The sequence below is a fragment of the Escherichia sp. GZ89 genome, assembly GCF_019366485.1.
Classification (GTDB): Bacteria; Pseudomonadota; Gammaproteobacteria; order Enterobacterales; family Enterobacteriaceae; genus Escherichia; species Escherichia fergusonii.
The window spans coordinates 36,544-55,285 of record NZ_JAEOHX010000004.1 but is presented as its reverse complement, the minus strand read 5'-3'; the positions used below and the strand labels follow the sequence as shown (position 1 = coordinate 55,285).

Annotated in this window: 20 protein-coding genes and 1 other RNA gene; 7 read left to right on the top strand and 14 right to left on the bottom strand. The window is 49.5% G+C overall.

Annotation, left to right across the window (positions count from 1 at the left end; genetic code table 11):
- Nucleotides 1-10: 10 nt before the first annotated feature.
- Complete coding sequence (gene garD / locus K0335_RS08555) at nucleotides 11-1,582, bottom strand: galactarate dehydratase (protein ID WP_104919919.1); 1,572 nt, start codon at nucleotides 1,580-1,582, stop codon at nucleotides 11-13.
- 470 nt (nucleotides 1,583-2,052) lie between these two features.
- On the opposite strand from garD, the gene garL reads away from it, so the two are divergent.
- The 3 genes from garL (at nucleotide 2,053) to rnpB (ending at nucleotide 4,276) form a co-directional block, all read left to right on the top strand.
- Nucleotides 2,053-2,823, top strand: a complete 771-nt coding sequence (gene garL / locus K0335_RS08550) for a 2-dehydro-3-deoxyglucarate aldolase (RefSeq protein ID WP_001058567.1) — start codon at nucleotides 2,053-2,055, stop codon at nucleotides 2,821-2,823.
- A gap of 24 nt (nucleotides 2,824-2,847) precedes the next feature.
- Entirely contained in the window at nucleotides 2,848-3,738 is an 891-nt protein-coding gene (gene garR / locus K0335_RS08545) for a 2-hydroxy-3-oxopropionate reductase (protein WP_000178100.1), read from the top strand.
- A 161-nt stretch (nucleotides 3,739-3,899) separates the two neighbouring features.
- Nucleotides 3,900-4,276, top strand: an RNA gene (gene rnpB, locus K0335_RS08540) — RNase P RNA component class A.
- 177 nt (nucleotides 4,277-4,453) lie between these two features.
- On the opposite strand, the gene K0335_RS08535 is transcribed toward rnpB, so the two are convergent.
- Nucleotides 4,454-5,155 (bottom strand): pirin family protein, encoded by a 702-nt coding sequence (locus K0335_RS08535; protein ID WP_104919920.1) that lies wholly within the window; start codon nucleotides 5,153-5,155, stop codon nucleotides 4,454-4,456.
- Nucleotides 5,156-5,259: 104 nt separating this feature from the next.
- Here K0335_RS08535 and yhaJ point away from each other — a divergent pair, with 104 nt between their 5' ends.
- The gene (gene yhaJ, locus K0335_RS08530) at nucleotides 5,260-6,156 is read left to right on the top strand and encodes a DNA-binding transcriptional regulator YhaJ (protein ID WP_001041001.1); all 897 of its coding nucleotides are present in this window, start codon (nucleotides 5,260-5,262) and stop codon (nucleotides 6,154-6,156) included.
- A gap of 33 nt (nucleotides 6,157-6,189) precedes the next feature.
- Here yhaJ and K0335_RS08525 read toward each other — a convergent pair whose 3' ends face one another.
- The 11 genes from K0335_RS08525 to exuT form a co-directional block, all read right to left on the bottom strand.
- Entirely contained in the window at nucleotides 6,190-6,558 is a 369-nt protein-coding gene (locus K0335_RS08525) for a DUF805 domain-containing protein (protein WP_002431712.1), read from the bottom strand.
- A gap of 123 nt (nucleotides 6,559-6,681) precedes the next feature.
- Nucleotides 6,682-7,668 (bottom strand): glutathione S-transferase family protein, encoded by a 987-nt coding sequence (locus K0335_RS08520; RefSeq protein WP_000531226.1) that lies wholly within the window; start codon nucleotides 7,666-7,668, stop codon nucleotides 6,682-6,684.
- A 69-nt stretch (nucleotides 7,669-7,737) separates the two neighbouring features.
- On the bottom strand, nucleotides 7,738-8,130 hold the full coding sequence (locus tag K0335_RS08515; RefSeq protein ID WP_000732228.1) for a DoxX family protein: 393 nt from the start codon (nucleotides 8,128-8,130) through the stop codon (nucleotides 7,738-7,740).
- Nucleotides 8,131-8,316: 186 nt separating this feature from the next.
- Entirely contained in the window at nucleotides 8,317-8,616 is a 300-nt protein-coding gene (locus K0335_RS08510) for a YqjK-like family protein (protein WP_000014523.1), read from the bottom strand.
- Nucleotides 8,606-9,010, bottom strand: a complete 405-nt coding sequence (locus K0335_RS08505; RefSeq protein WP_000785897.1) for a phage holin family protein — start codon at nucleotides 9,008-9,010, stop codon at nucleotides 8,606-8,608. Before K0335_RS08505 ends, K0335_RS08510 begins: the two co-directional genes overlap by 11 nt.
- Nucleotides 9,011-9,012: 2 nt before the next feature.
- Complete coding sequence (locus K0335_RS08500; protein ID WP_000031408.1) at nucleotides 9,013-9,318, bottom strand: YqjD family protein; 306 nt, start codon at nucleotides 9,316-9,318, stop codon at nucleotides 9,013-9,015.
- A 37-nt stretch (nucleotides 9,319-9,355) separates the two neighbouring features.
- A complete protein-coding gene (locus K0335_RS08495; RefSeq protein ID WP_000877304.1) occupies nucleotides 9,356-9,724 on the bottom strand; it encodes a DUF1090 domain-containing protein in 369 nt (122 codons plus the stop codon).
- A 147-nt stretch (nucleotides 9,725-9,871) separates the two neighbouring features.
- On the bottom strand, nucleotides 9,872-10,255 hold the full coding sequence (gene mzrA / locus K0335_RS08490) for an EnvZ/OmpR regulon moderator MzrA (protein WP_001176809.1): 384 nt from the start codon (nucleotides 10,253-10,255) through the stop codon (nucleotides 9,872-9,874).
- Nucleotides 10,256-10,258: 3 nt separating this feature from the next.
- Complete coding sequence (gene yqjA, locus K0335_RS08485; protein ID WP_000422144.1) at nucleotides 10,259-10,921, bottom strand: DedA family general envelope maintenance protein YqjA; 663 nt, start codon at nucleotides 10,919-10,921, stop codon at nucleotides 10,259-10,261.
- A gap of 345 nt (nucleotides 10,922-11,266) precedes the next feature.
- Nucleotides 11,267-12,043, bottom strand: coding sequence for a transcriptional regulator ExuR (gene exuR, locus K0335_RS08480; RefSeq protein WP_000406500.1), 777 nt, complete (start codon nucleotides 12,041-12,043; stop codon nucleotides 11,267-11,269).
- 124 nt (nucleotides 12,044-12,167) lie between these two features.
- The gene (gene exuT, locus K0335_RS08475) at nucleotides 12,168-13,466 is read right to left on the bottom strand and encodes a hexuronate transporter ExuT (protein WP_001226464.1); all 1,299 of its coding nucleotides are present in this window, start codon (nucleotides 13,464-13,466) and stop codon (nucleotides 12,168-12,170) included.
- Nucleotides 13,467-13,936: 470 nt separating this feature from the next.
- Here exuT and uxaC point away from each other — a divergent pair, with 470 nt between their 5' ends.
- The 3 genes from uxaC (at nucleotide 13,937) to K0335_RS08460 (ending at nucleotide 17,494) form a co-directional block, all read left to right on the top strand.
- Complete coding sequence (gene uxaC / locus K0335_RS08470; RefSeq protein ID WP_000187461.1) at nucleotides 13,937-15,349, top strand: glucuronate isomerase; 1,413 nt, start codon at nucleotides 13,937-13,939, stop codon at nucleotides 15,347-15,349.
- Between the two features lie 14 nt (nucleotides 15,350-15,363).
- The gene (gene uxaA, locus K0335_RS08465) at nucleotides 15,364-16,851 is read left to right on the top strand and encodes an altronate dehydratase (RefSeq protein WP_046083051.1); all 1,488 of its coding nucleotides are present in this window, start codon (nucleotides 15,364-15,366) and stop codon (nucleotides 16,849-16,851) included.
- A gap of 76 nt (nucleotides 16,852-16,927) precedes the next feature.
- Nucleotides 16,928-17,494 carry a YgjV family protein gene (locus K0335_RS08460; protein WP_000219551.1) on the top strand — a complete coding sequence of 189 codons (567 nt, stop codon included), beginning with the start codon at nucleotides 16,928-16,930 and terminating at the stop codon, nucleotides 17,492-17,494.
- A 3-nt stretch (nucleotides 17,495-17,497) separates the two neighbouring features.
- Here the strand turns inward: K0335_RS08460 and sstT are convergent, their stop codons facing one another.
- Nucleotides 17,498-18,742 carry a serine/threonine transporter SstT gene (sstT, locus tag K0335_RS08455; protein ID WP_000211670.1) on the bottom strand — a complete coding sequence of 415 codons (1,245 nt, stop codon included), beginning with the start codon at nucleotides 18,740-18,742 and terminating at the stop codon, nucleotides 17,498-17,500.

Here is an 18,742-nt window from a genome sequence, read left to right as displayed (position 1 = left end):
CCAGAAAAGATCAGGTCACAGGTGCCGGGTTAAACACTGCCAGTTGGTTATGCAATCCCCATTGATCCGAGAAGGTTTTTTTCTTTCCACTGGCGACATCCAGAATAAAATGGAACAGCTTCCAGCCTACCTCTTCTATGGTTTCTTCGCCGGTGGCGATGGTGCCCGCGTTGATATCCATTAAGTCAAACCAACGATTTGCCAGCTCAGTACGTGTTGCCATTTTAATGACCGGTACTGCCATCAGGCCATATGGCGTGCCGCGTCCGGTAGTGAAAACCTGTATGGTAATACCCGAAGCCACCTGTTGTGTGCCACAGACAAAATCGCTGGCTGGCGTCGCGGCGTAAATTAATCCACGTTTGGTCGGACGTTGACCCGGTGACAGCACTTCAACAATCGCACTTTTACCCGATTTCGCAATGGAACCCAGCGCTTTTTCTACGACGTTCGCCAGGCCACCTTTTTTGTTGCCAGGAGAAGGATTCGCACTGCGATCTGTTTTCCCCATATCGAGATAATTATCGTACCATTCCATCTCTTCGAGCAGCCGTTTACCAACCTCTTCATTAATTGCGCGTGGTGTCAGTAAATGGATGGCATCGCGTACTTCGGTCACTTCAGAGAACATCACCGTAGCACCACAACGTACTAAAAGATCTGAAGCGTAGCCTACAGCCGGGTTTGCCGTTACTCCAGAAAACGCATCGCTGCCACCGCATTGCATCCCAACCACCAGTTCCGAAGCCGGGCAAGTTTCCCGCTGACGCTGATTCAGTTTTTGCAGATGGCGTTCAGCAACCTGCAAAATATCATCCACCATGGATTTAAAACCAACGTGCTGTTCATCCTGCAATCTCACGATGCTGGCATTTTCAAGGGCTATTCCCTGAACATCCGTAGTGCCTTCCAGCAGACGCTCAGGTTGCAGTTTTTCGCATCCAAGGCCAATGACCATCACTTCACCACCAAAATTGGGGTTCAGAGAGATGTTATGGATAGTGCGAATTGGCACCATCGCTGCCGGAGCGTTGATGGCTACACCACAGCCGTAGAGATGATTTAAGCCGACTACTCCATCAACATTCGGGTATTTTGGCAGTAGATCGCGCTCAATAATTTTAACAACGTAATCAACCACGCCCGCCACACAATGAACGCTGGTGGTGATGCCGAGCAGGTTTTTACTGCCAACGCTGCCATCAGCATTGCGATAACCCTCAAAGGTATAACCTTCGAGAGGCGGCAGTGGTTCTGGTACTTTGGTTGCCAGAGGCAGCGTATGCAAAGGTGGTGCTTCTGGCAGAATAACCATAGATTCATCTATCCAGCTCCCACGCAGGATTGCGCGTGCGGCATAACCAATTACTTCACCATAACGAATAATTTCGCCATCAGCAGGTATATCTACTAATGCGACTTTATGCCCCTGAGGAATATGTTCAATTAATTCCAGTCCGTCCGGGAAACATGTTCCTGCTTTCAGACCATTGTCATTAACAATAATTGCTACATTATCTGTGTCATGCACTTTAATATAAAAGGCCGTTGGTGATTCATTTTTTATTGTGATGTTGACCATTGTCTTGTTATCTCTAACTGGTATTTGGTTTATGCTGATGGATGGGCAATATATACTCGTTATATTGAAATAAGAATGGCAGGAGATTACCTATCAGTTTGTGATCAAAATCACTGATTAATGTGCTGACAGGCCCGGCGTGACGGGCAATACATAAATATGTGCATTAGCGCGCAGGCCACCGGGCATATGCTCAAAAAAATATGGATATATTGGCGTGGATAATGAGCAATTGCACAATGCCTGTTGTTTATCGACTGATTATACTAATTAACGTAATTATAATTATTATGCATTGGCAAAAGTTTAATTATCAAGAAAATATTTAAGGGGAGGAGCGATTTATTCTCGTTAAATATATAAAAGGATACTCACTGTTTTTATTTTGAACCTATTTTAATAATTGAACCGGGATGGTGGTTGGCGACATCAACTATATGGAATTGCAGAAATAAGCAAAGGTAAAAGCGATGAATAACGAGGTTTTTCCAAACAAATTCAAGGCCGCACTGGCTGCTCATCAGGTACAGATTGGTTGCTGGTCTGCTCTGGCAAATCCCATTAGCACGGAAGTGCTGGGACTTGCAGGTTTCGACTGGTTGGTACTGGATGGCGAACATGCGCCAAATGATGTCACAACACTTATCCCACAACTGATGGCACTAAAAGGAAGTATCAGTGCTCCTGTGGTACGTGTACCCACGAATGAACCTGTGATCATCAAACGGATGCTGGATATTGGATTTTATAACTTCCTGATTCCATTTGTGGAAACGAAAGAACAGGCCATTAATGCTGTGGCAGCAACGCGCTATCCACCAGAAGGTATTCGCGGCGTCTCTGTTTCTCATCGCGCCAATATGTTTGGCACCGTGCCGGACTACTTCGTTCAGTCAAACAAAAACATCACCATTCTGGTGCAAATTGAAAGCCAGTTGGGGGTTGATAACGTCGATGCCATTGCAGCTACCGAAGGCGTCGATGGCATTTTTGTCGGGCCGAGTGATCTGGCGGCGGCGTTAGGCCATTTGGGGAACGCCTCACATCCACAGGTACAGAAAGCGATTCAACACATTTTTGCCAGAGCTAAAGCGAACGGCAAGCCGAGCGGCATCCTTGCCCCAGTGGAAGCGGATGCCCGTCGCTACCTGGAATGGGGAGCTACATTTGTTGCTGTAGGTAGCGACCTTGGGGTTTTCCGCACGGGTACTCAACGTTTGGCTGATTCCTTTAAAAAATAACCACGAGTGAAGAGAGAAAACGATATGACGATGAAAGTTGGTTTTATTGGCCTTGGGATTATGGGTAAACCAATGAGTAAAAACCTCATTAAAGCAGGTTACTCACTGGTGGTTGCTGATCGTAACCCGCAAGCCATTGCCGAAGTTATAGAAGCTGGAGCAGAAACGGCGGCTACTGCCAAAGCAATCGCTGAACAGTGTGATGTGATTATTACCATGCTGCCTAACTCCCCACATGTGAAAGAAGTTGCGCTCGGGGAAGGCGGCATAATTGAAGGTGCAAAACCGGGTACAGTCCTGATCGACATGAGTTCTATTGCACCGCTGGCAAGCCGTGAAATTAGCGAAGCACTTAAAGCGAAAGGTATCGAAATGCTGGATGCGCCGGTTAGTGGCGGAGAACCAAAAGCCATCGACGGAACGCTTTCGGTGATGGTGGGGGGCGACAAGGCGATTTTCGATAAATATTACGATCTGATGAAAGCGATGGCGGGATCTGTGGTGCATACCGGGGAAATCGGCGCGGGTAATGTCACCAAACTGGCAAATCAGGTGATTGTAGCACTGAACATTGCCGCGATGTCAGAAGCATTAACACTGGCGACCAAAGCGGGTGTTAATCCTGATTTGGTCTATCAGGCAATCCGGGGTGGTCTGGCAGGTAGCACCGTACTGGATGCGAAAGCGCCAATGGTCATGGATCGCAACTTCAAGCCAGGTTTCCGTATTGATCTGCACATTAAAGATCTGGCGAATGCTCTGGATACTTCTCATGGTGTGGGGGCACAGCTGCCATTAACGGCAGCGGTGATGGAAATGATGCAAGCGCTGCGCGCAGATGGTCTTGGAACTGCGGATCACAGTGCTCTGGCCTGCTATTACGAAAAACTGGCGAAAGTGGAAGTGGCTCGCTAATGATGTTACGCCTGGCGGCTCGCAAAAGCGGCTAAGTAAAACGCCATCGGCATTGGGTGGTAACATATTTACCGGACTTTGTGCAATATTGCCGTCACGTTGGCAACAGGAATGCGTAACGCGGGGTGACAAAGGCGCACGAACCTTCTATACTGCGCGCCGAAGCTGACCAGACAGTCGCCGCTTCGTCGTCGTCCTCTTCGGGGGAGACGGGCGGAGGGGAGGAAAGTCCGGGCTCCATAGGGCAGGGTGCCAGGTAACGCCTGGGGGGGAAACCCACGACCAGTGCAACAGAGAGCAAACCGCCGATGGCCCACGCAAGTGGGATCAGGTAAGGGTGAAAGGGTGCGGTAAGAGCGCACCGCGCGGCTGGTAACAGTCCGTGGCACGGTAAACTCCACCCGGAGCAAGGCCAAATAGGGGTTCACAAGGTACGGCCCGTACTGAACCCGGGTAGGCTGCTTGAGCCAGTGAGTGATTGCTGGCCTAGATGAATGACTGTCCACGACAGAACCCGGCTTATCGGTCAGCTTCACCTGATTTATGTAAAAACCCGCTTCGGCGGGTTTTTGCTTTTGAATACTGCCTGCTGCGCTGCACTTATCAGACTTGCATAATATCTGCAATATAATGAATTTCCATGCTTTTATAGGCGGAATAAGGCGTTCACCTGCATCCAGCATAAAGCAATATCAACACTATCTAAGTGATGACATCACACTGGCAAATCAATCAACAAAGCCCGAAGTGGCGTATCGGCAGTTAACGTCAAATTACTCTCTTCCTGAATAAATGCACCATCACCACAGGTTAATGCCACGTTATCCGTACTGGGTGCCGTTGCGTGAAACGTACCGTGAATCGATTGCAAATAAGCACGTGGGCCATGCAAGTGAACGTTAACACTTTCCCCTTGCTCCAGTTGAATATGGTGTAGCCACACCTGCTGTCTTAACTGCAAACTGCCATGTTCACCATCAGGTGACGCCAAAAGCTGCTCGTTAACGTTACGCAACTCCATTTTCTGAATCAGCGGATTTTCGCGCTCAGGGCAGGCATCCAGCCAAAGTTGCATCCGGGTTAGCGGCTTATCCTTACTGATATTTGCCTCGCTATAACTAATACCCGGCTGAGTGGCCAGAAGCACAGCTTCTCCCGCTTTAGCCAGAATATTATGACCTTCGCTGTCGCGGTATTCCGCCTCACCGTCAAGAATCAGATTGAGAATATCTACTTTCGGGTAAGTGCGTGGCTGGAAGGATGCGCCAGCTGCCAGCACTTCCTGGTTGAGCACGCGCAAAGAGGCATAGCCGAGAAGTTTCGGATCGAAATAGTGTCCAAAGGAAAAGGTGTAACGTGCCTGCAACCATCCGTAGTCGGCCTTACCGCACTGTTTGGCTGTTCGGGTAATAATCATAATAGTGAACCTCTTTTTACCTGCTTTTATGGTAAGAGACTGGACGCTGCATTGTTAGCCAGATATTCTGCCCGGTATGTTCAAATTTACTGAATGAGAACGAGATGGCCAAAGAAAGAGCGTTGACGCTTGAGGCATTACGCGTGATGGACGCAATTGACAGGCGCGGTAGTTTTGCGGCGGCGGCAGATGAGCTGGGGCGAGTACCTTCTGCGCTCAGTTACACTATGCAAAAACTGGAAGAAGAACTGGATGTGGTACTGTTTGACCGTTCAGGACATCGCACAAAATTCACTAACGTGGGGCGGATGTTACTTGAGCGCGGGCGAGTGCTGCTGGAAGCTGCTGATAAACTGACCACGGACGCCGAGGCGCTGGCGCGGGGCTGGGAAACCCATTTAACCATTGTTACTGAAGCGTTGGTGCCAACCGCAGCATTTTTTCCACTCATCGATAAACTGGCAGCAAAAGCGAATACCCAACTGGCGGTAATGACGGAAGTACTGGCCGGCGCATGGGAACGGCTGGAGCAGGGGCGAGCAGATATTGTCATTGCCCCGGATATGCATTTTCGTTCGTCGTCAGAAATTAACTCCCGCAAGTTGTATACCTTATTGAACGTTTATGTTGCTGCACCGAATCATCCGATTCACCAGGAGCCAGAGCCGTTGTCAGAAGTGACACGAGTGAAATACCGTGGCATCGCCGTTGCAGACACCGCCAGAGAACGACCGGTATTAACGGTGCAGCTGCTCGACAAACAGCCGCGTTTAACGGTCAGTACTATTGAGGATAAACGGCAGGCATTATTGGCGGGGCTGGGTGTTGCCACTATGCCTTATCCTCTGGTGGAAAAAGATATTGCTGAAGGGCGATTGCGTGTCGTCAGCCCGGAATCGACCAGCGAGATCGACATTATTATGGCGTGGCGTCGTGATAGCATGGGGGAGGCGAAATCCTGGTGTCTACGGGAAATTCCTAAACTGTTTGCGTCAAAATAACCGAACAAGCACCTTTTGCAAGGTGCTTGCTAATTATTCCTGTTCCAGTTTTGGATCTGGTCCGAAACGGTTATCACCAGGTGTACCCGCCTGGCAATTAAAGATGATAATGATCAGCCAGCCGATGAACGGAATTAAAAATAACAACGCCCACCATGCTGAACGATCGGTATCGTGAAGACGGCGAAATTGCACTGCCCACCAGGGTAAGAAGACCAGAATTCCGTAAATGGTGGTCAGTATCCCCTCTCCACCAGCTCGCTGCCAGCCTAACATTTTATCCAACACCCCCAGCACAAAAGTAAAGATGATGTTGACCAGAATAAACATCCAGTACTCTTTACGCCGGGCGCGCCCTTTAAATCCAATGTAGTTTTTGATGACTTTTAAATACCAATCCATTTTCGCCTCGATTGAGTTCAATCACTTGTTTTTAAAGCAATCAAATTAATAATAGGCGTGAATGAAATTGTGGTAAATATTTATCAGTTCAATAAAAAAGGCACCATTCCTGGTGCCAGTAAACTAACCAAAACGTTCGTCGCGGCCGTGAGGTTCATCGAGGTCTTGCCAGGGGCCAATGGAGATAATTCCCGTTGGGTTAATGGTCTTATGGCTGCGGAAATAGTGGTTACGAATATGCGCAAAGTTTACGGTTTCAGCGATGCCGGGTATCTGGTAGATATCGCGCAGGAAACCATAAAGATTAAGGTAATCGCTGATGCGATGCTTATCGCATTTAAAATGCGTGACATATACCGGATCAAAACGTATCAGCGTGGTCCACAAACGAATGTCCGCTTCAGTTAATTGATTTCCGGTCAGATAACGCTGCTGGCCAAGGATTTGTTCCAGGCGAGTCAGAGATTTAAAGACGTTCTCAACCGCTTCATCATAGGCTTGCTGACTGGTCGCGAAACCTGCTTTGTAGACGCCGTTATTTACAGTGTCATAAATCCAGTCATTAAGTTCGTCGATTTTGCTTTGCAATGCAGGGGGATAATAGTCACCGGCCTTAGCGCCCAACGCATCAAAGGCAGTATTGAACATACGGATGATTTCCGCCGATTCATTGCTGACGATGGTGTGATTTTTTTTATCCCACAACACAGGCACGGTGACGCGACCGCTGTAATGAGGATCAGCATGAAGGTAAAGCTGATAGAGAAATTCGTGCTGGTAGAGTGTATCGCCTGTTGCGCCAGGGAAGTTGTCATCAAAGGTCCAACCGTTTTCCAGCATCAACGGATTCACTACGGAAACGGAAATAAACGGTTCCAGTCCTTTGAGTTTACGCATGATCAGTGTGCGGTGCGCCCACGGGCAGGCCAGCGAAACATACAGGTGATAGCGATCTTTTTCAGCGGCAAATCCGCCTTTACCGGAAGGACCAGGCGTGCCATCGGCGGTGAGCCAGTTACGAAAGGCCGATACCGAACGTTGAAATTTACCCCCGGTGGATTTGGTATCATACCAGGTGTCGTGCCAGACGCCGTTAATCAATTGCCCCATTTTTTCTCCTCCAGATAGCAAAAACGAGGAGTTTTCCCCCTCGTTTTTAGTAGTAAGTATAGCGTCTGCTTACCATTTTTTATTCAGCAGACGGTCGATGCTATATGCGCCTGGACCTGTGATACCCAACAGCAGAAAACCGCCTGCAATGGTCAGGTTTTTCATAAACATTAGTGAGTTCATACCTTCAGCAAAATTGCTATGGAACAAAAACGCAGTTAGCAGGGTAAAGCCCGCAGTAAAAAGCGCTGTGGTACGTGTCAGGAAACCAAACAGAATCGCCAGACCACCACCAAATTCAAGCAAAATAACCAGCGGCAACATAAAGCCCGGAACGCCCATTGCTTCCATGTACTGCTGGGTTCCTGCATAAGCGCTGATTTTCCCCCAGCCAGCCGAAATAAATAAAATTGGCATTAAAATACGCGCTACCAATACACCAACATCTTCTAATTTTTTCATCTTTCTCTCCAGGATGCCTGTCAAGCTAATGCTTGTTTTTTTCAGCAATGACGCGGTATTCACGTCATTGCTTTCGATGGAGAGAATCATAAACTTGGTGGATAACTATTGTTAGCAAGGAAAACTGTCAAAAATTTTCAAATTTTTTGAGTAATAAGGCCGGAAGATATCCGGCCCTGGAAGAGATTAACCGCGCAGCTGCTGTTGCCTGAGCGTACTTTTCACCAGTCGCCATGCACTCCATGCACCAAAACCGCGTCTGGCCCAGCGTACAAGCATGTTCGGATGACGAATAGTCCAGATTGCCATCACACTGCTGCCCACCAGTGCCCAGGAGCGCAGACTCAACAGCATATTCCAGCGGCGATCATATGCGCCTGTGGCCTCCAGCCAGTCTCTGCGACTGGCTGAAAGATCCAGCCGTTGTTGTTGGATCTGGCTAAGCAGTTGCGCCTTACGTTTTTCTCGTTCGGCTTTACCGCTCACGGCTATCCTCCTCAAGAAGTTGCCTGTCGTTCGCCAGTTCATGCCGGGTATGGCGTAATAAAGTAGACTTACGCGCTTTGCGTAACGTCCATATGCCGCCAATCAATGCCAGAACCAGTAGCACGACTGTGGTCGCGATCATCGCATTCAGACGATATTGCGGATCAACTGCCCAGATGATCAGCACCATCAGGCTCATGAGTCCAAATGCAGCGAAAAGCATCGTGAGGCCAAGCATCAATAACAACTGAAAGAGATTTGCTTTTTCTTCTTCCAGTTCCACCACTGCCAGGCGCAGTCGTGTTTCAACCATCTCAACGATAATCGTGACAATTCGCTGCCCGATACCCAGAACGCTTTTACCGGGTCCTTGTGCGTGTTGAGTGTCCGCCATAATTAACGACGCGACAGTAGAACGCCCAGCACAAGGCCTACGGCCGCGCCAATACCTACGCCAGTCCATGGATTTTCACGGACATATTCGTCCGCTCGCGCTGCCGCTTCCCGGGTCTGTTTAGCAATGGCATCGCCAGTTTCGCCCAGGCGATAACGGCTCTCTTTTAGTGCCTGTTCAGCTTTGCTACGAATCTTACTCAACTCTTCTTTCGACTTCTCGCCAGAGGAGCTAAGCACCTCTTCCAGCGTATCGGCCAGGGATTTCAACTCAGCACGCAGATGTTCCGTAGTGTGTTCTTTCGACATAGTATTCTCCAGGTGAGTATGTAGTGATGGTTGATAATCAGTAGCTACGCGCTTCCAGTTCCTTCAGCTCTTTTTCCGCTTCGGCCAGTTTATGCTCGCGTTTCTTAATTTTATCCGCATCGCCTTTTTGTTTTGCCTCACGCAGATCACGCTGGCGTTCGGTGATCTCTTCTTTCTGCTCAGCAATTTTTTCCTGATGGTCTGCACGCAGTTTGCTGTCTGTACAATTTGCCCGCACTTCACTGAGCGCTCTTTTCAGACCATTAATGCGGTTCTGATTATTGTGCTTCTCGGCGTAGCTGATTTCCTTTTGGATATCCTGCTCTTTTTGCTGGCACAGCGTGTTGGCATAGCTGCCTGCACTGAGTGTGAAAAGGGATAAAACTAAAGCAATACGGTATTTCATTCCTGAACTTTCCATTGTGGTTCGTCCCCGGAAACGGGGTGCGATGATCCAGACCAATAAGGCGGTTAAGTTAACAACCGCCTTATTAATCATAGTCAGTAAACGGGGAATCACCAAAGCGGGTGATATGATTCGGATTTTTGGAGGTTATCCGAAGCGGTGAGACGTGTCTCGCAACAGTGAAAGCCACTGAGATGCCTGATTATCTTCATCTTGCTGAGCAATGATATAACCGTGCGGGAAGGTACGGTCTAAAACTACTTTTGCGGCGGCGCTTTGGGCGCTGGAGTCGAAGGTAATCAGGAGGGTGTCGTTTTTAGGCGTGATACTTTTGAAGCGAATACCATTGGCATCCAGATGATGCCAGACCGAAAATCCGTCTGGCATTGTCGTGCCCTGGTTAATGGCGCGAATCGCCAATGTTGACTCCTGATGGCGAAAAGCAGACCAGAGCAAAAGCGTTATACCAAGCAGTACAATCGCGGAGGTTGTCCATGTCATTTGGCGAAGCGTTACGCGTGGTAGCTGCATCCTTTATCCCCGATTTCCGTATTTCTTTTTCCATAGAACAACCAGAGAACCTGCTAACCCAAACAGCAACAACACCACGGGTAACAGCATCAGACATGACATGAGCTGGTCTTCATATTTCAGGAAGACCGGCGTTTTACCTAACAAATAACCCAGCGTCGTGAGGATCAACACCCATAACAGCCCACTCATCCAGTTAAAGAACTGGAAACGTGCGTTATTGAGGCCCGATAAACCGGCGATGGTGGGTAGCAACGTACGGACAAAAGCAATAAAACGACCGATCAGTAATGCGGAAAGCCCATGCTTGTGGAAGAGATGATGCGCACGCTGGTGATAATGCGCAGGAAGATGCGACAACCAGTTCTGCACTGTTCGGGTATTCCCTAACCAGCGTCCCTGGATATAACTCAACCAACAGCCAAGGCTTGCTGCGGCGGTCAGTAGCATAATGGTTTGCGGATAGCCCATTGCGCCTTTGGCAATCAACACGCCAACTAAAATAAGCAAACTGTCGCCGGGTAAAAAGGCTGCGGGGAGCAGGCCATTTTCCAGGAACAAAATAACAAATAATACAAAGTAGAGCATGCCAATCATGGAAGGATTGGCCAGGGTTTCAAAATCCTGAGCCCACAAGGCGTTCAGCAATTGAGTCAAAAGTTCCATTCAGTATTCCTGGTAAATCGGTTAACGTCATGCCGGTTTCTGTACAATGTTTAGCCGCGACATTATTGATATTGTTGTCTTTTGCGGTCCGAAACATATAAGCGGCCTGAACTAATCCTTGTTAAATGGTTAAGTAAGTAAACACTCAAAATCATCGCGTCGAATTGCATCTGATTGTAACAAAGGTCAAGGAAGTCCGTTACAGAAATTACATGTCCGTGGAGTCTGATTTTGCTCATCACAAGGGAGTGAGGCGAGAGGATTTACACAGGCTGACACTTTATACTTAACGCTTACTGAATCAGACCAACAGGCGCATTGCTACGCCTGTTCACTGCACTGTAGTTACTTGCTGGTGCTGGTGGCGGGATCGAGATGTACCACTGGGTTTTCCGCAAAAAGATAGCGGTCAGCATTGAACTCAAAATCATCGCTGGTTTCGTTAAATAACATCACTTTGGTGTTTTCAAGGTGCTGCCACATTGCCAGTTTGGCGGCGTTAGGATCTTTACGGATGAGCGCCTTGAGGATCTTGTCATGATCGTCACACCAGTTATCTACGGTACGGGTATCGATATGCTCGTGTAATTTTTTCCAGTACGGGTTATGAGTACGCTGGATCCACATTTTTTCGACAATTGCCGCCAGTGCTGAGTTTTGTGTTGCTAATGCCACCTGGACATGAAACTTGAGATCCCACTCAGAATCACGGAAGCATTGCTCGTTACGCGCATTCTCCTGAATCGCCATCAGTTTCATGATGTCTTGCTTCGTCACCTGAGTCGCCGCGAACTCAGCAATATTGCTTTCAATTAACTGACGGGCTTGCAGTAACTCGAAGGGGCCGTAGTTAGCAAACTCAAGCGATTCATCGGTTGGTTGATGATGGCGAGGATGATTAGACACGACATGAATGCCGGAGCCTTTACGCACTTCAACGTAGCCTTCCACTTCCAGCATAATGATGGCTTCGCGCACCACTGTGCGGCTAACGTTTTTCTCTTCAGCAATAAAGCGTTCAGCGGGAAGTTTATCACCCACCAAATAAACGCCTTGCTCAATGCGCTCTTTCAGATCAGCAGCAAGTTGTTGATACAAACGACGTGGTTCGGTGATTTCCATATGCGCTCCAGGCAGGGTATGGCAGACTACATTTGTTATACCACTTTTGCCAGATAGTCTCTACATATCAGAATAAAAAGCCGCCTCTAAAAGGCGGCTTCGTCATTACAGCTTACATCTGGCGTTAATGTTGCGGTGCGGGATCGTTATGTGTTTCCTGCGCCACCTCAATCGCCGGTTTGTTCTGCAATACCGTCCAGATAACCAGTGCCCCCAGTAGGTCGAATACCGCAAGTACTGCGAACAGCGGGCTAAAGCCGATGGTGTCAGCCAGTGCACCAACCACCAGAGCAAACAGCGTACTTGCCAGCCATGCAGACATCCCGGTCAGACCATTTGCCGTTGCCACTTCGTTACGACCGAATACATCAGAAGAGAGGGTAATCAGCGCGCCAGACAGAGCCTGGTGAGCAAAACCACCGACACACAGCAGCATAATTGCTACATACGGGTTGGTGAACAGGCCGATCATACCCGGGCCAATCATCAGTACCGCACCCATGGTCACAACCAGTTTACGGGAAACAATCAGGTTCACACCAAACCAACGCTGGAACAGTGGCGGCAGGTAACCACCGAGGATACAGCCAAGGTCAGCAAACAGCATTGGCATCCAGGCGAACATCGCGATCTCTTTCAGGTTAAAGCCGTAAACTTTAAACATGAACAGCGGGATCCACGCGTTAAAAGTACCCCAGGCCGGTTCTGCCAGGAAACGCGGCAGCGCGATACCCCAGAACTGACGGTTACGCAGGATCTGACCAACGGACATTTTCTTCGCCGTGCTCACCTGGTGCTGGGCTTCCTGACCATTAATAATGTAGTCGCGTTCTTCATCAGTCAGATGCTTCTGGTCGCGCGGATGCTTGTAGAAAATCAGCCATGCCATCGCCCAGATAAAGCTCAGCGCACCGGAGAGAATGAACGCCATCTGCCAGCTGTGCATTACAATGGCCCAAACGACCAGCGGCGGAGCAATCATCGCACCAATGGAAGATCCCACGTTAAAGTAACCGACCGCGATAGAACGCTCTTTTGCCGGGAACCATTCAGAGCTGGCTTTCAGACCCGCCGGGATCATTGCTGCTTCTGCGGCACCAACGGCACCACGTGCAATTGCCAGACCACCCCAGCTGCCAGCCAGCGCCGTGGCACCACAGAAAACCGCCCACAATACCGCAAACATTGCATAACCGATCTTCGTACCAAGCACGTCCAGTACGTAGCCAGCAACAGGTTGCATGACCGTATAAGCCGCAGAATACGCTGCGATGATATAGGAATACTGTTGGGTGGAGATGTTTAACTCTTCCATCAGAGTTGGTGCAGCTGCCGCCACAGTGTTACGCGTCAGGTAGCCAAGCACGGTGCCAAGCGTCACCAGTGCAATCATGTACCAACGTAACCCTTTAATTTTACGCATGTAAAACCTCATCGTGAATTATTGCCGCCATGTGTGCGGTCATCTTCCTGCGCGAAGCAGTGGATTCTGTTACAACCGGGTAACCTAAAAAAAACCGGTACCCCCCGAACGTTGCCTTAGGTGTCAGTGCTAATTCGGCGTCCGTACCGGTGAAATTCGATTCATGAATGAATCAGCAATTTGCATTCAGTCGGTGTATATATCGCGACGGCAGAAAGATAACTTGTCATACAACTTTAAAAGGTGAGTGCCATCACAAATGTGTGAATCTTTGTGTGGACATTGTCAGGCTGCGTCAATGCCAGAACTGGCGCGGCCTGCGGCGTGATTTACTACTTTGAGGGTAATTTTTTTGTTCAGGTTTATTGATCTAACTCACGAAAATAGCTTCGGACTATGGAAATTGGTGTGATAACTTTGTCAGCATCGCTATATAAGCAAGCTGACTCACTCGTGAGAGGAAGACGATAATGACTCCGTTTATGACTGAAGATTTCCTGTTAGATACCGAATTTGCCCGCCGCCTGTACCATGAATACGCCAAAGATCAGCCGATTTTTGACTACCACTGCCATTTGCCACCGCAGCAAATCGCGGAAGACTACCGTTTCAAAAACCTGTATGACATTTGGCTGAAAGGCGATCACTATAAATGGCGTGCAATGCGTACTAACGGTGTGGCAGAGCGTCTGTGTACTGGCGACGCATCTGACCGTGAGAAATTTGACGCATGGGCGGCAACGGTTCCTCACACTATCGGCAACCCGTTATACCACTGGACGCACCTGGAGCTGCGTCGCCCATTTGGTATTACAGGTAAACTGCTTTCTCCTTCTACTGCTGATGAAATCTGGAATCAGTGTAACGAACTGCTGGCACAGGATAACTTCTCTGCGCGCGGCATCATGCAGCAGATGAACGTGAAAATGGTCGGCACCACCGACGATCCGATCGATTCTCTGGAGCATCACGCAGAGATCGCCAAAGACGGCTCTTTCACCATTAAAGTGCTGCCGAGCTGGCGTCCGGACAAAGCCTTCAACATCGAACAGGCGACCTTTAACGACTACATGGCGAAGCTGGGTGAAGTTTCCGATACGGACATTCGCCGCTTTGCTGATCTGCAAACTGCCCTGACCAAACGTCTGGATCACTTCGCCGCTCACGGCTGTAAAGTGTCTGACCACGCGCTGGACGTGGTGATGTTTGCAGAAGCGAACGAAGCGGAACTGGACAGCATCCTGGCGCGCCGTCTGGCTGGCGAAACCCTGAGCGAGCACGAAGTGGCACAGTTCAAAACTGCGGTGCTGGTGTTCCTTGGTGCCGAATACGCGCGTCGCGGTTGGGTGCAGCAGTACCACATTGGTGCGCTGCGTAATAACAACCTGCGTCAGTTCAAACTGCTGGGGCCGGATGTAGGCTTTGACTCCATTAATGACCGTCCGATGGCGGAAGAGTTGTCTAAGCTGCTGAGCAAACAGAACGAAGAAAACCTGCTACCGAAAACTATTCTCTACTGCCTGAACCCGCGCGATAACGAAGTGCTGGGCACCATGATCGGTAACTTCCAGGGCGAAGGTATGCCGGGCAAAATGCAGTTCGGTTCCGGCTGGTGGTTTAACGACCAGAAAGACGGTATGGAACGTCAGATGACTCAACTGGCGCAGCTCGGTCTGCTGAGCCGCTTTGTCGGTATGCTGACTGACAGCCGTAGCTTCCTGTCATACACCCGTCACGAATACTTCCGCCGTATTCTGTGCCAGATGATCGGTCGCTGGGTGGAAGCGGGCGAAGCACCAGCGGACATCAACCTGCTGGGCGAGATGGTGAAAAATATTTGCTTTAACAATGCGCGTGACTACTTCGCCATTGAACTGAACTAAGGTCTGGGGTTGATATGCAATACATCAAGATCCATGCGCTGGATAACGTCGCGGTCGCTTTAGCTGATTTGGCTGAAGGCACAGAAGTCAGTGTCGATAACCAGACTGTTACGCTGCGCCAGGATGTTGCTCGTGGACATAAATTTGCGTTAACGGATATCGCAAAAGGGGCCAACGTCATTAAATATGGCCTGCCGATTGGTTATGCATTGGCGGATATTGCGGCGGGGGAACACGTTCACGCCCACAATACGCGCACGAATCTGAGCGATCTGGATCAGTATCGCTATCAACCTGATTTTCAGGATCTGCCTGCGCAAGCGGCAGATCGTGAAGTGCAGATCTATCGTCGCGCGAACGGCGATGTCGGGGTGCGTAACGAGCTGTGGATCCTGCCAACCGTAGGCTGTGTCAACGGCATCGCACGACAGATCCAGAACCGTTTTCTGAAAGAGACCAACAACGCCGAAGGCACTGACGGCGTGTTCCTCTTCAGCCACACCTACGGCTGCTCGCAGCTGGGCGACGATCACATCAATACCCGCACCATGCTGCAAAACATGGTGCGCCACCCGAACGCAGGCGCGGTGCTGGTAATTGGTCTGGGCTGTGAAAACAACCAGGTTGCCGCATTCCGTGAAACGCTGGGTGATATCGATCCTGAACGCGTTCATTTCATGATTTGCCAACAGCAGGATGATGAGATCGAAGCCGGGATCGAGCATTTGCATCAGTTGTATAACGTGATGCGCAACGACAAGCGCGAGCCGGGCAAACTCAGCGAACTGAAGTTTGGTCTGGAATGTGGTGGTTCTGACGGTCTTTCTGGTATTACCGCTAACCCAATGCTGGGGCGTTTCTCTGACTACGTAATTGCTAACGGCGGTACTACCGTACTAACCGAAGTGCCGGAGATGTTTGGCGCAGAGCAGTTACTGATGAGTCATTGCCGCGACGAAGCAACGTTTGAAAAACTGGTCACCATGGTCAATGACTTCAAGCAGTACTTTATTGCGCATGACCAGCCGATATACGAAAACCCATCACCGGGGAACAAAGCGGGCGGTATTACCACACTGGAAGACAAATCCCTCGGCTGTACACAAAAAGCGGGTTCCAGCAAAGTGGTTGACGTGCTGCGTTACGGCGAGCGTCTGAAAACGCCGGGGCTAAACTTGTTAAGTGCGCCGGGTAACGATGCCGTAGCGACCAGCGCCCTGGCGGGTGCGGGCTGCCATATGGTGCTGTTCAGTACTGGTCGTGGTACGCCGTATGGTGGATTTGTGCCAACGGTGAAAATTGCCACCAACAGTGAACTGGCGGCGAAGAAAAAACACTGGATCGACTTTGACGCTGGTCAGCTGATCCACGGTAAAGCGATGCCGCAGTTGCTGGAAGACTTTATCGACACTATTGTTGAGTTTGCCAACGGTAAGCAAACCTGCAACGAGCGTAATGACTTCCGAGAACTGGCAATTTTTAAAAGCGGCGTAACGCTATAAACCTGATATATTTTAATAAACGGCGTTTCATTTATTGAATCGCCGTTTATTTTTCCATTACTGACAAGGATCTTCCATGACCGTCTACTGGTTGGCCCAGGGGGTTGGCGTCATAGCCTTTCTGATTGGGATCACCACCTTCTTCAACCGCGATGAGCGTCGCTTCAAAGTACAGCTTTCCATCTACAGTGTATTTATTGGCATACATTTTTTTCTGCTGGGGGTATTTCCTGCTGGAGCCAGTTCTATTCTTAATGCTATTCGTACGTTAATTACTTTACGTACGCGTAGTCTGTGGGTTATGGCGATATTTATCGTTTTGACAGGTGGCTTTGGTCTGGCGAAGTTTCAGCACCCAATGGAATTACTACCCGTAGTCGGTACTGTCATCAGTACCTGGGCATTATTTCGCTTTAAAGGCCTGACTATGCGCTGTGTGATGTGGTTCTCCACCTGTTGCTGGTTAACTCACAATATTTGGGCTGGATCGATTGGTGGCACGATGATTGAAGGAAGCTTTCTGCTGATGAACGGCCTGAACATTATTCGTTTCTGGCGTATGCAGAAGAGAGGAATTGACCCGTTTATCGTCGAGAAAAACAAGCAAGAAAAAGCCCCTTCCGCCGTAGACGAAAGGGGCTAAGATTTAGTTACGTAGCGCGTTGTTTGACAGACGTTCGTCTTCCGCCATGCAGGCCGCAGCAGTGAACAGTACGTCAGTGGAGGAGTTCAGGGCGGTTTCACAGGAGTCCTGCAATACGCCGATAATAAAGCCAACGGCAACCACTTGCATGGCAATATCGTTCGGAATACCGAACATATTGCAGGCCAGCGGGATCAGTAACAGCGAGCCGCCCGCGACGCCGGAAGCACCACAAGCACACAGCGAAGCCACTACACTCAATAATAATGCTGTCGGCAGATCCACCGGAACACCCAGAGTATGTACCGCTGCCAGTGTTAATACGGTGATGGTGATTGCCGCACCTGCCATATTGATGGTAGCGCCCAGTGGAATAGAAACGGAATAGGTATCGCGATCCAGATTCAGTTTTTCACATAACGCCATATTCACCGGAATATTGGCCGCAGAGCTGCGGGTAAAGAAGGCGTATACGCCACTTTCGCGCAGGCAGGTCAGCACCAGCGGGAACGGATTACGACGAATTTTCCACCATACCAGTAACGGGTTTATCACCAGTGCAACCAGCAGCATACAGCCAACCAACACCATTAGCAGTTGCGCGTACCCCCACAGTGCATCAAACCCGGTAGTTGCCAGTGTGGAAGAGACCAGGCCGAAAATACCAATGGGAGCGAAGCGAATCACCAGTTTCACCATAAAGGTGACGGCACTGGACATATCATTAATCAGGTTTTTTGTTGTCTCGTTACCGTGGCGCAGTGCAAAGCCGAGGCCAATTGCCCATACCAGAATGCCGATATAATTACCTTTCAGCAGAGCATCAATTGGGTTAGATACCATGCTCATCAGCAGGCCGCGCATGACTTCCACAATGCCGGATGGCGGTGTGATATCGCCTGCACCAGTGGTGAGTTGTAGTGTTGAAGGGAAGGCGAAGCTGAAAACTACCGCCGTCAGTGCAGCAGTAAAAGTACCTAACAGATAGAGAAACAGAATCGGGCGAATACTGGTTTTTTGCCCGTGCTGGTGGTTAGCAATAGAAGCCATAACCAGCATCAGCACCAGAACCGGAGCAACCGCTTTCAGTGCGCCAACGAATAAGGTGCCTAACAGACCGACAGCTTCAGCTGCAGGTTTTGAAACCCATGCCAGAATGATCCCGAGAACGAGACCGACCAATATTTGTTTTACCAGGCTTCCCTGAGCCAAACGCTGAAGCAGCCCCGGCGAACGTTGCGTAGTCAT

Excerpts from the sequence above, each read along its gene's own strand:
- garD (WP_104919919.1), bottom strand. The coding sequence starts at position 1,582 with ATGGTCAACATCACAATAAAAAATGAATCACCAACGGCCTTTTATATT.
- garL (WP_001058567.1), top strand. The coding sequence starts at position 2,053 with ATGAATAACGAGGTTTTTCCAAACAAATTCAAGGCCGCACTGGCTGCT.
- garR (WP_000178100.1), top strand. The coding sequence starts at position 2,848 with ATGACGATGAAAGTTGGTTTTATTGGCCTTGGGATTATGGGTAAACCA.
- K0335_RS08535 (WP_104919920.1), bottom strand. The coding sequence starts at position 5,155 with ATGATTATTACCCGAACAGCCAAACAGTGCGGTAAGGCCGACTACGGA.
- yhaJ (WP_001041001.1), top strand. The coding sequence starts at position 5,260 with ATGGCCAAAGAAAGAGCGTTGACGCTTGAGGCATTACGCGTGATGGAC.
- K0335_RS08525 (WP_002431712.1), bottom strand. The coding sequence starts at position 6,558 with ATGGATTGGTATTTAAAAGTCATCAAAAACTACATTGGATTTAAAGGG.
- K0335_RS08520 (WP_000531226.1), bottom strand. The coding sequence starts at position 7,668 with ATGGGGCAATTGATTAACGGCGTCTGGCACGACACCTGGTATGATACC.
- K0335_RS08515 (WP_000732228.1), bottom strand. The coding sequence starts at position 8,130 with ATGAAAAAATTAGAAGATGTTGGTGTATTGGTAGCGCGTATTTTAATG.
- K0335_RS08505 (WP_000785897.1), bottom strand. The coding sequence starts at position 9,010 with ATGGCGGACACTCAACACGCACAAGGACCCGGTAAAAGCGTTCTGGGT.
- K0335_RS08500 (WP_000031408.1), bottom strand. The coding sequence starts at position 9,318 with ATGTCGAAAGAACACACTACGGAACATCTGCGTGCTGAGTTGAAATCC.
- K0335_RS08495 (WP_000877304.1), bottom strand. The coding sequence starts at position 9,724 with ATGAAATACCGTATTGCTTTAGTTTTATCCCTTTTCACACTCAGTGCA.
- mzrA (WP_001176809.1), bottom strand. The coding sequence starts at position 10,255 with ATGCAGCTACCACGCGTAACGCTTCGCCAAATGACATGGACAACCTCC.
- yqjA (WP_000422144.1), bottom strand. The coding sequence starts at position 10,921 with ATGGAACTTTTGACTCAATTGCTGAACGCCTTGTGGGCTCAGGATTTT.
- exuR (WP_000406500.1), bottom strand. The coding sequence starts at position 12,043 with ATGGAAATCACCGAACCACGTCGTTTGTATCAACAACTTGCTGCTGAT.
- exuT (WP_001226464.1), bottom strand. The coding sequence starts at position 13,466 with ATGCGTAAAATTAAAGGGTTACGTTGGTACATGATTGCACTGGTGACG.
- uxaC (WP_000187461.1), top strand. The coding sequence starts at position 13,937 with ATGACTCCGTTTATGACTGAAGATTTCCTGTTAGATACCGAATTTGCC.
- uxaA (WP_046083051.1), top strand. The coding sequence starts at position 15,364 with ATGCAATACATCAAGATCCATGCGCTGGATAACGTCGCGGTCGCTTTA.
- K0335_RS08460 (WP_000219551.1), top strand. The coding sequence starts at position 16,928 with ATGACCGTCTACTGGTTGGCCCAGGGGGTTGGCGTCATAGCCTTTCTG.
- sstT (WP_000211670.1), bottom strand. The coding sequence starts at position 18,742 with ATGACTACGCAACGTTCGCCGGGGCTGCTTCAGCGTTTGGCTCAGGGA.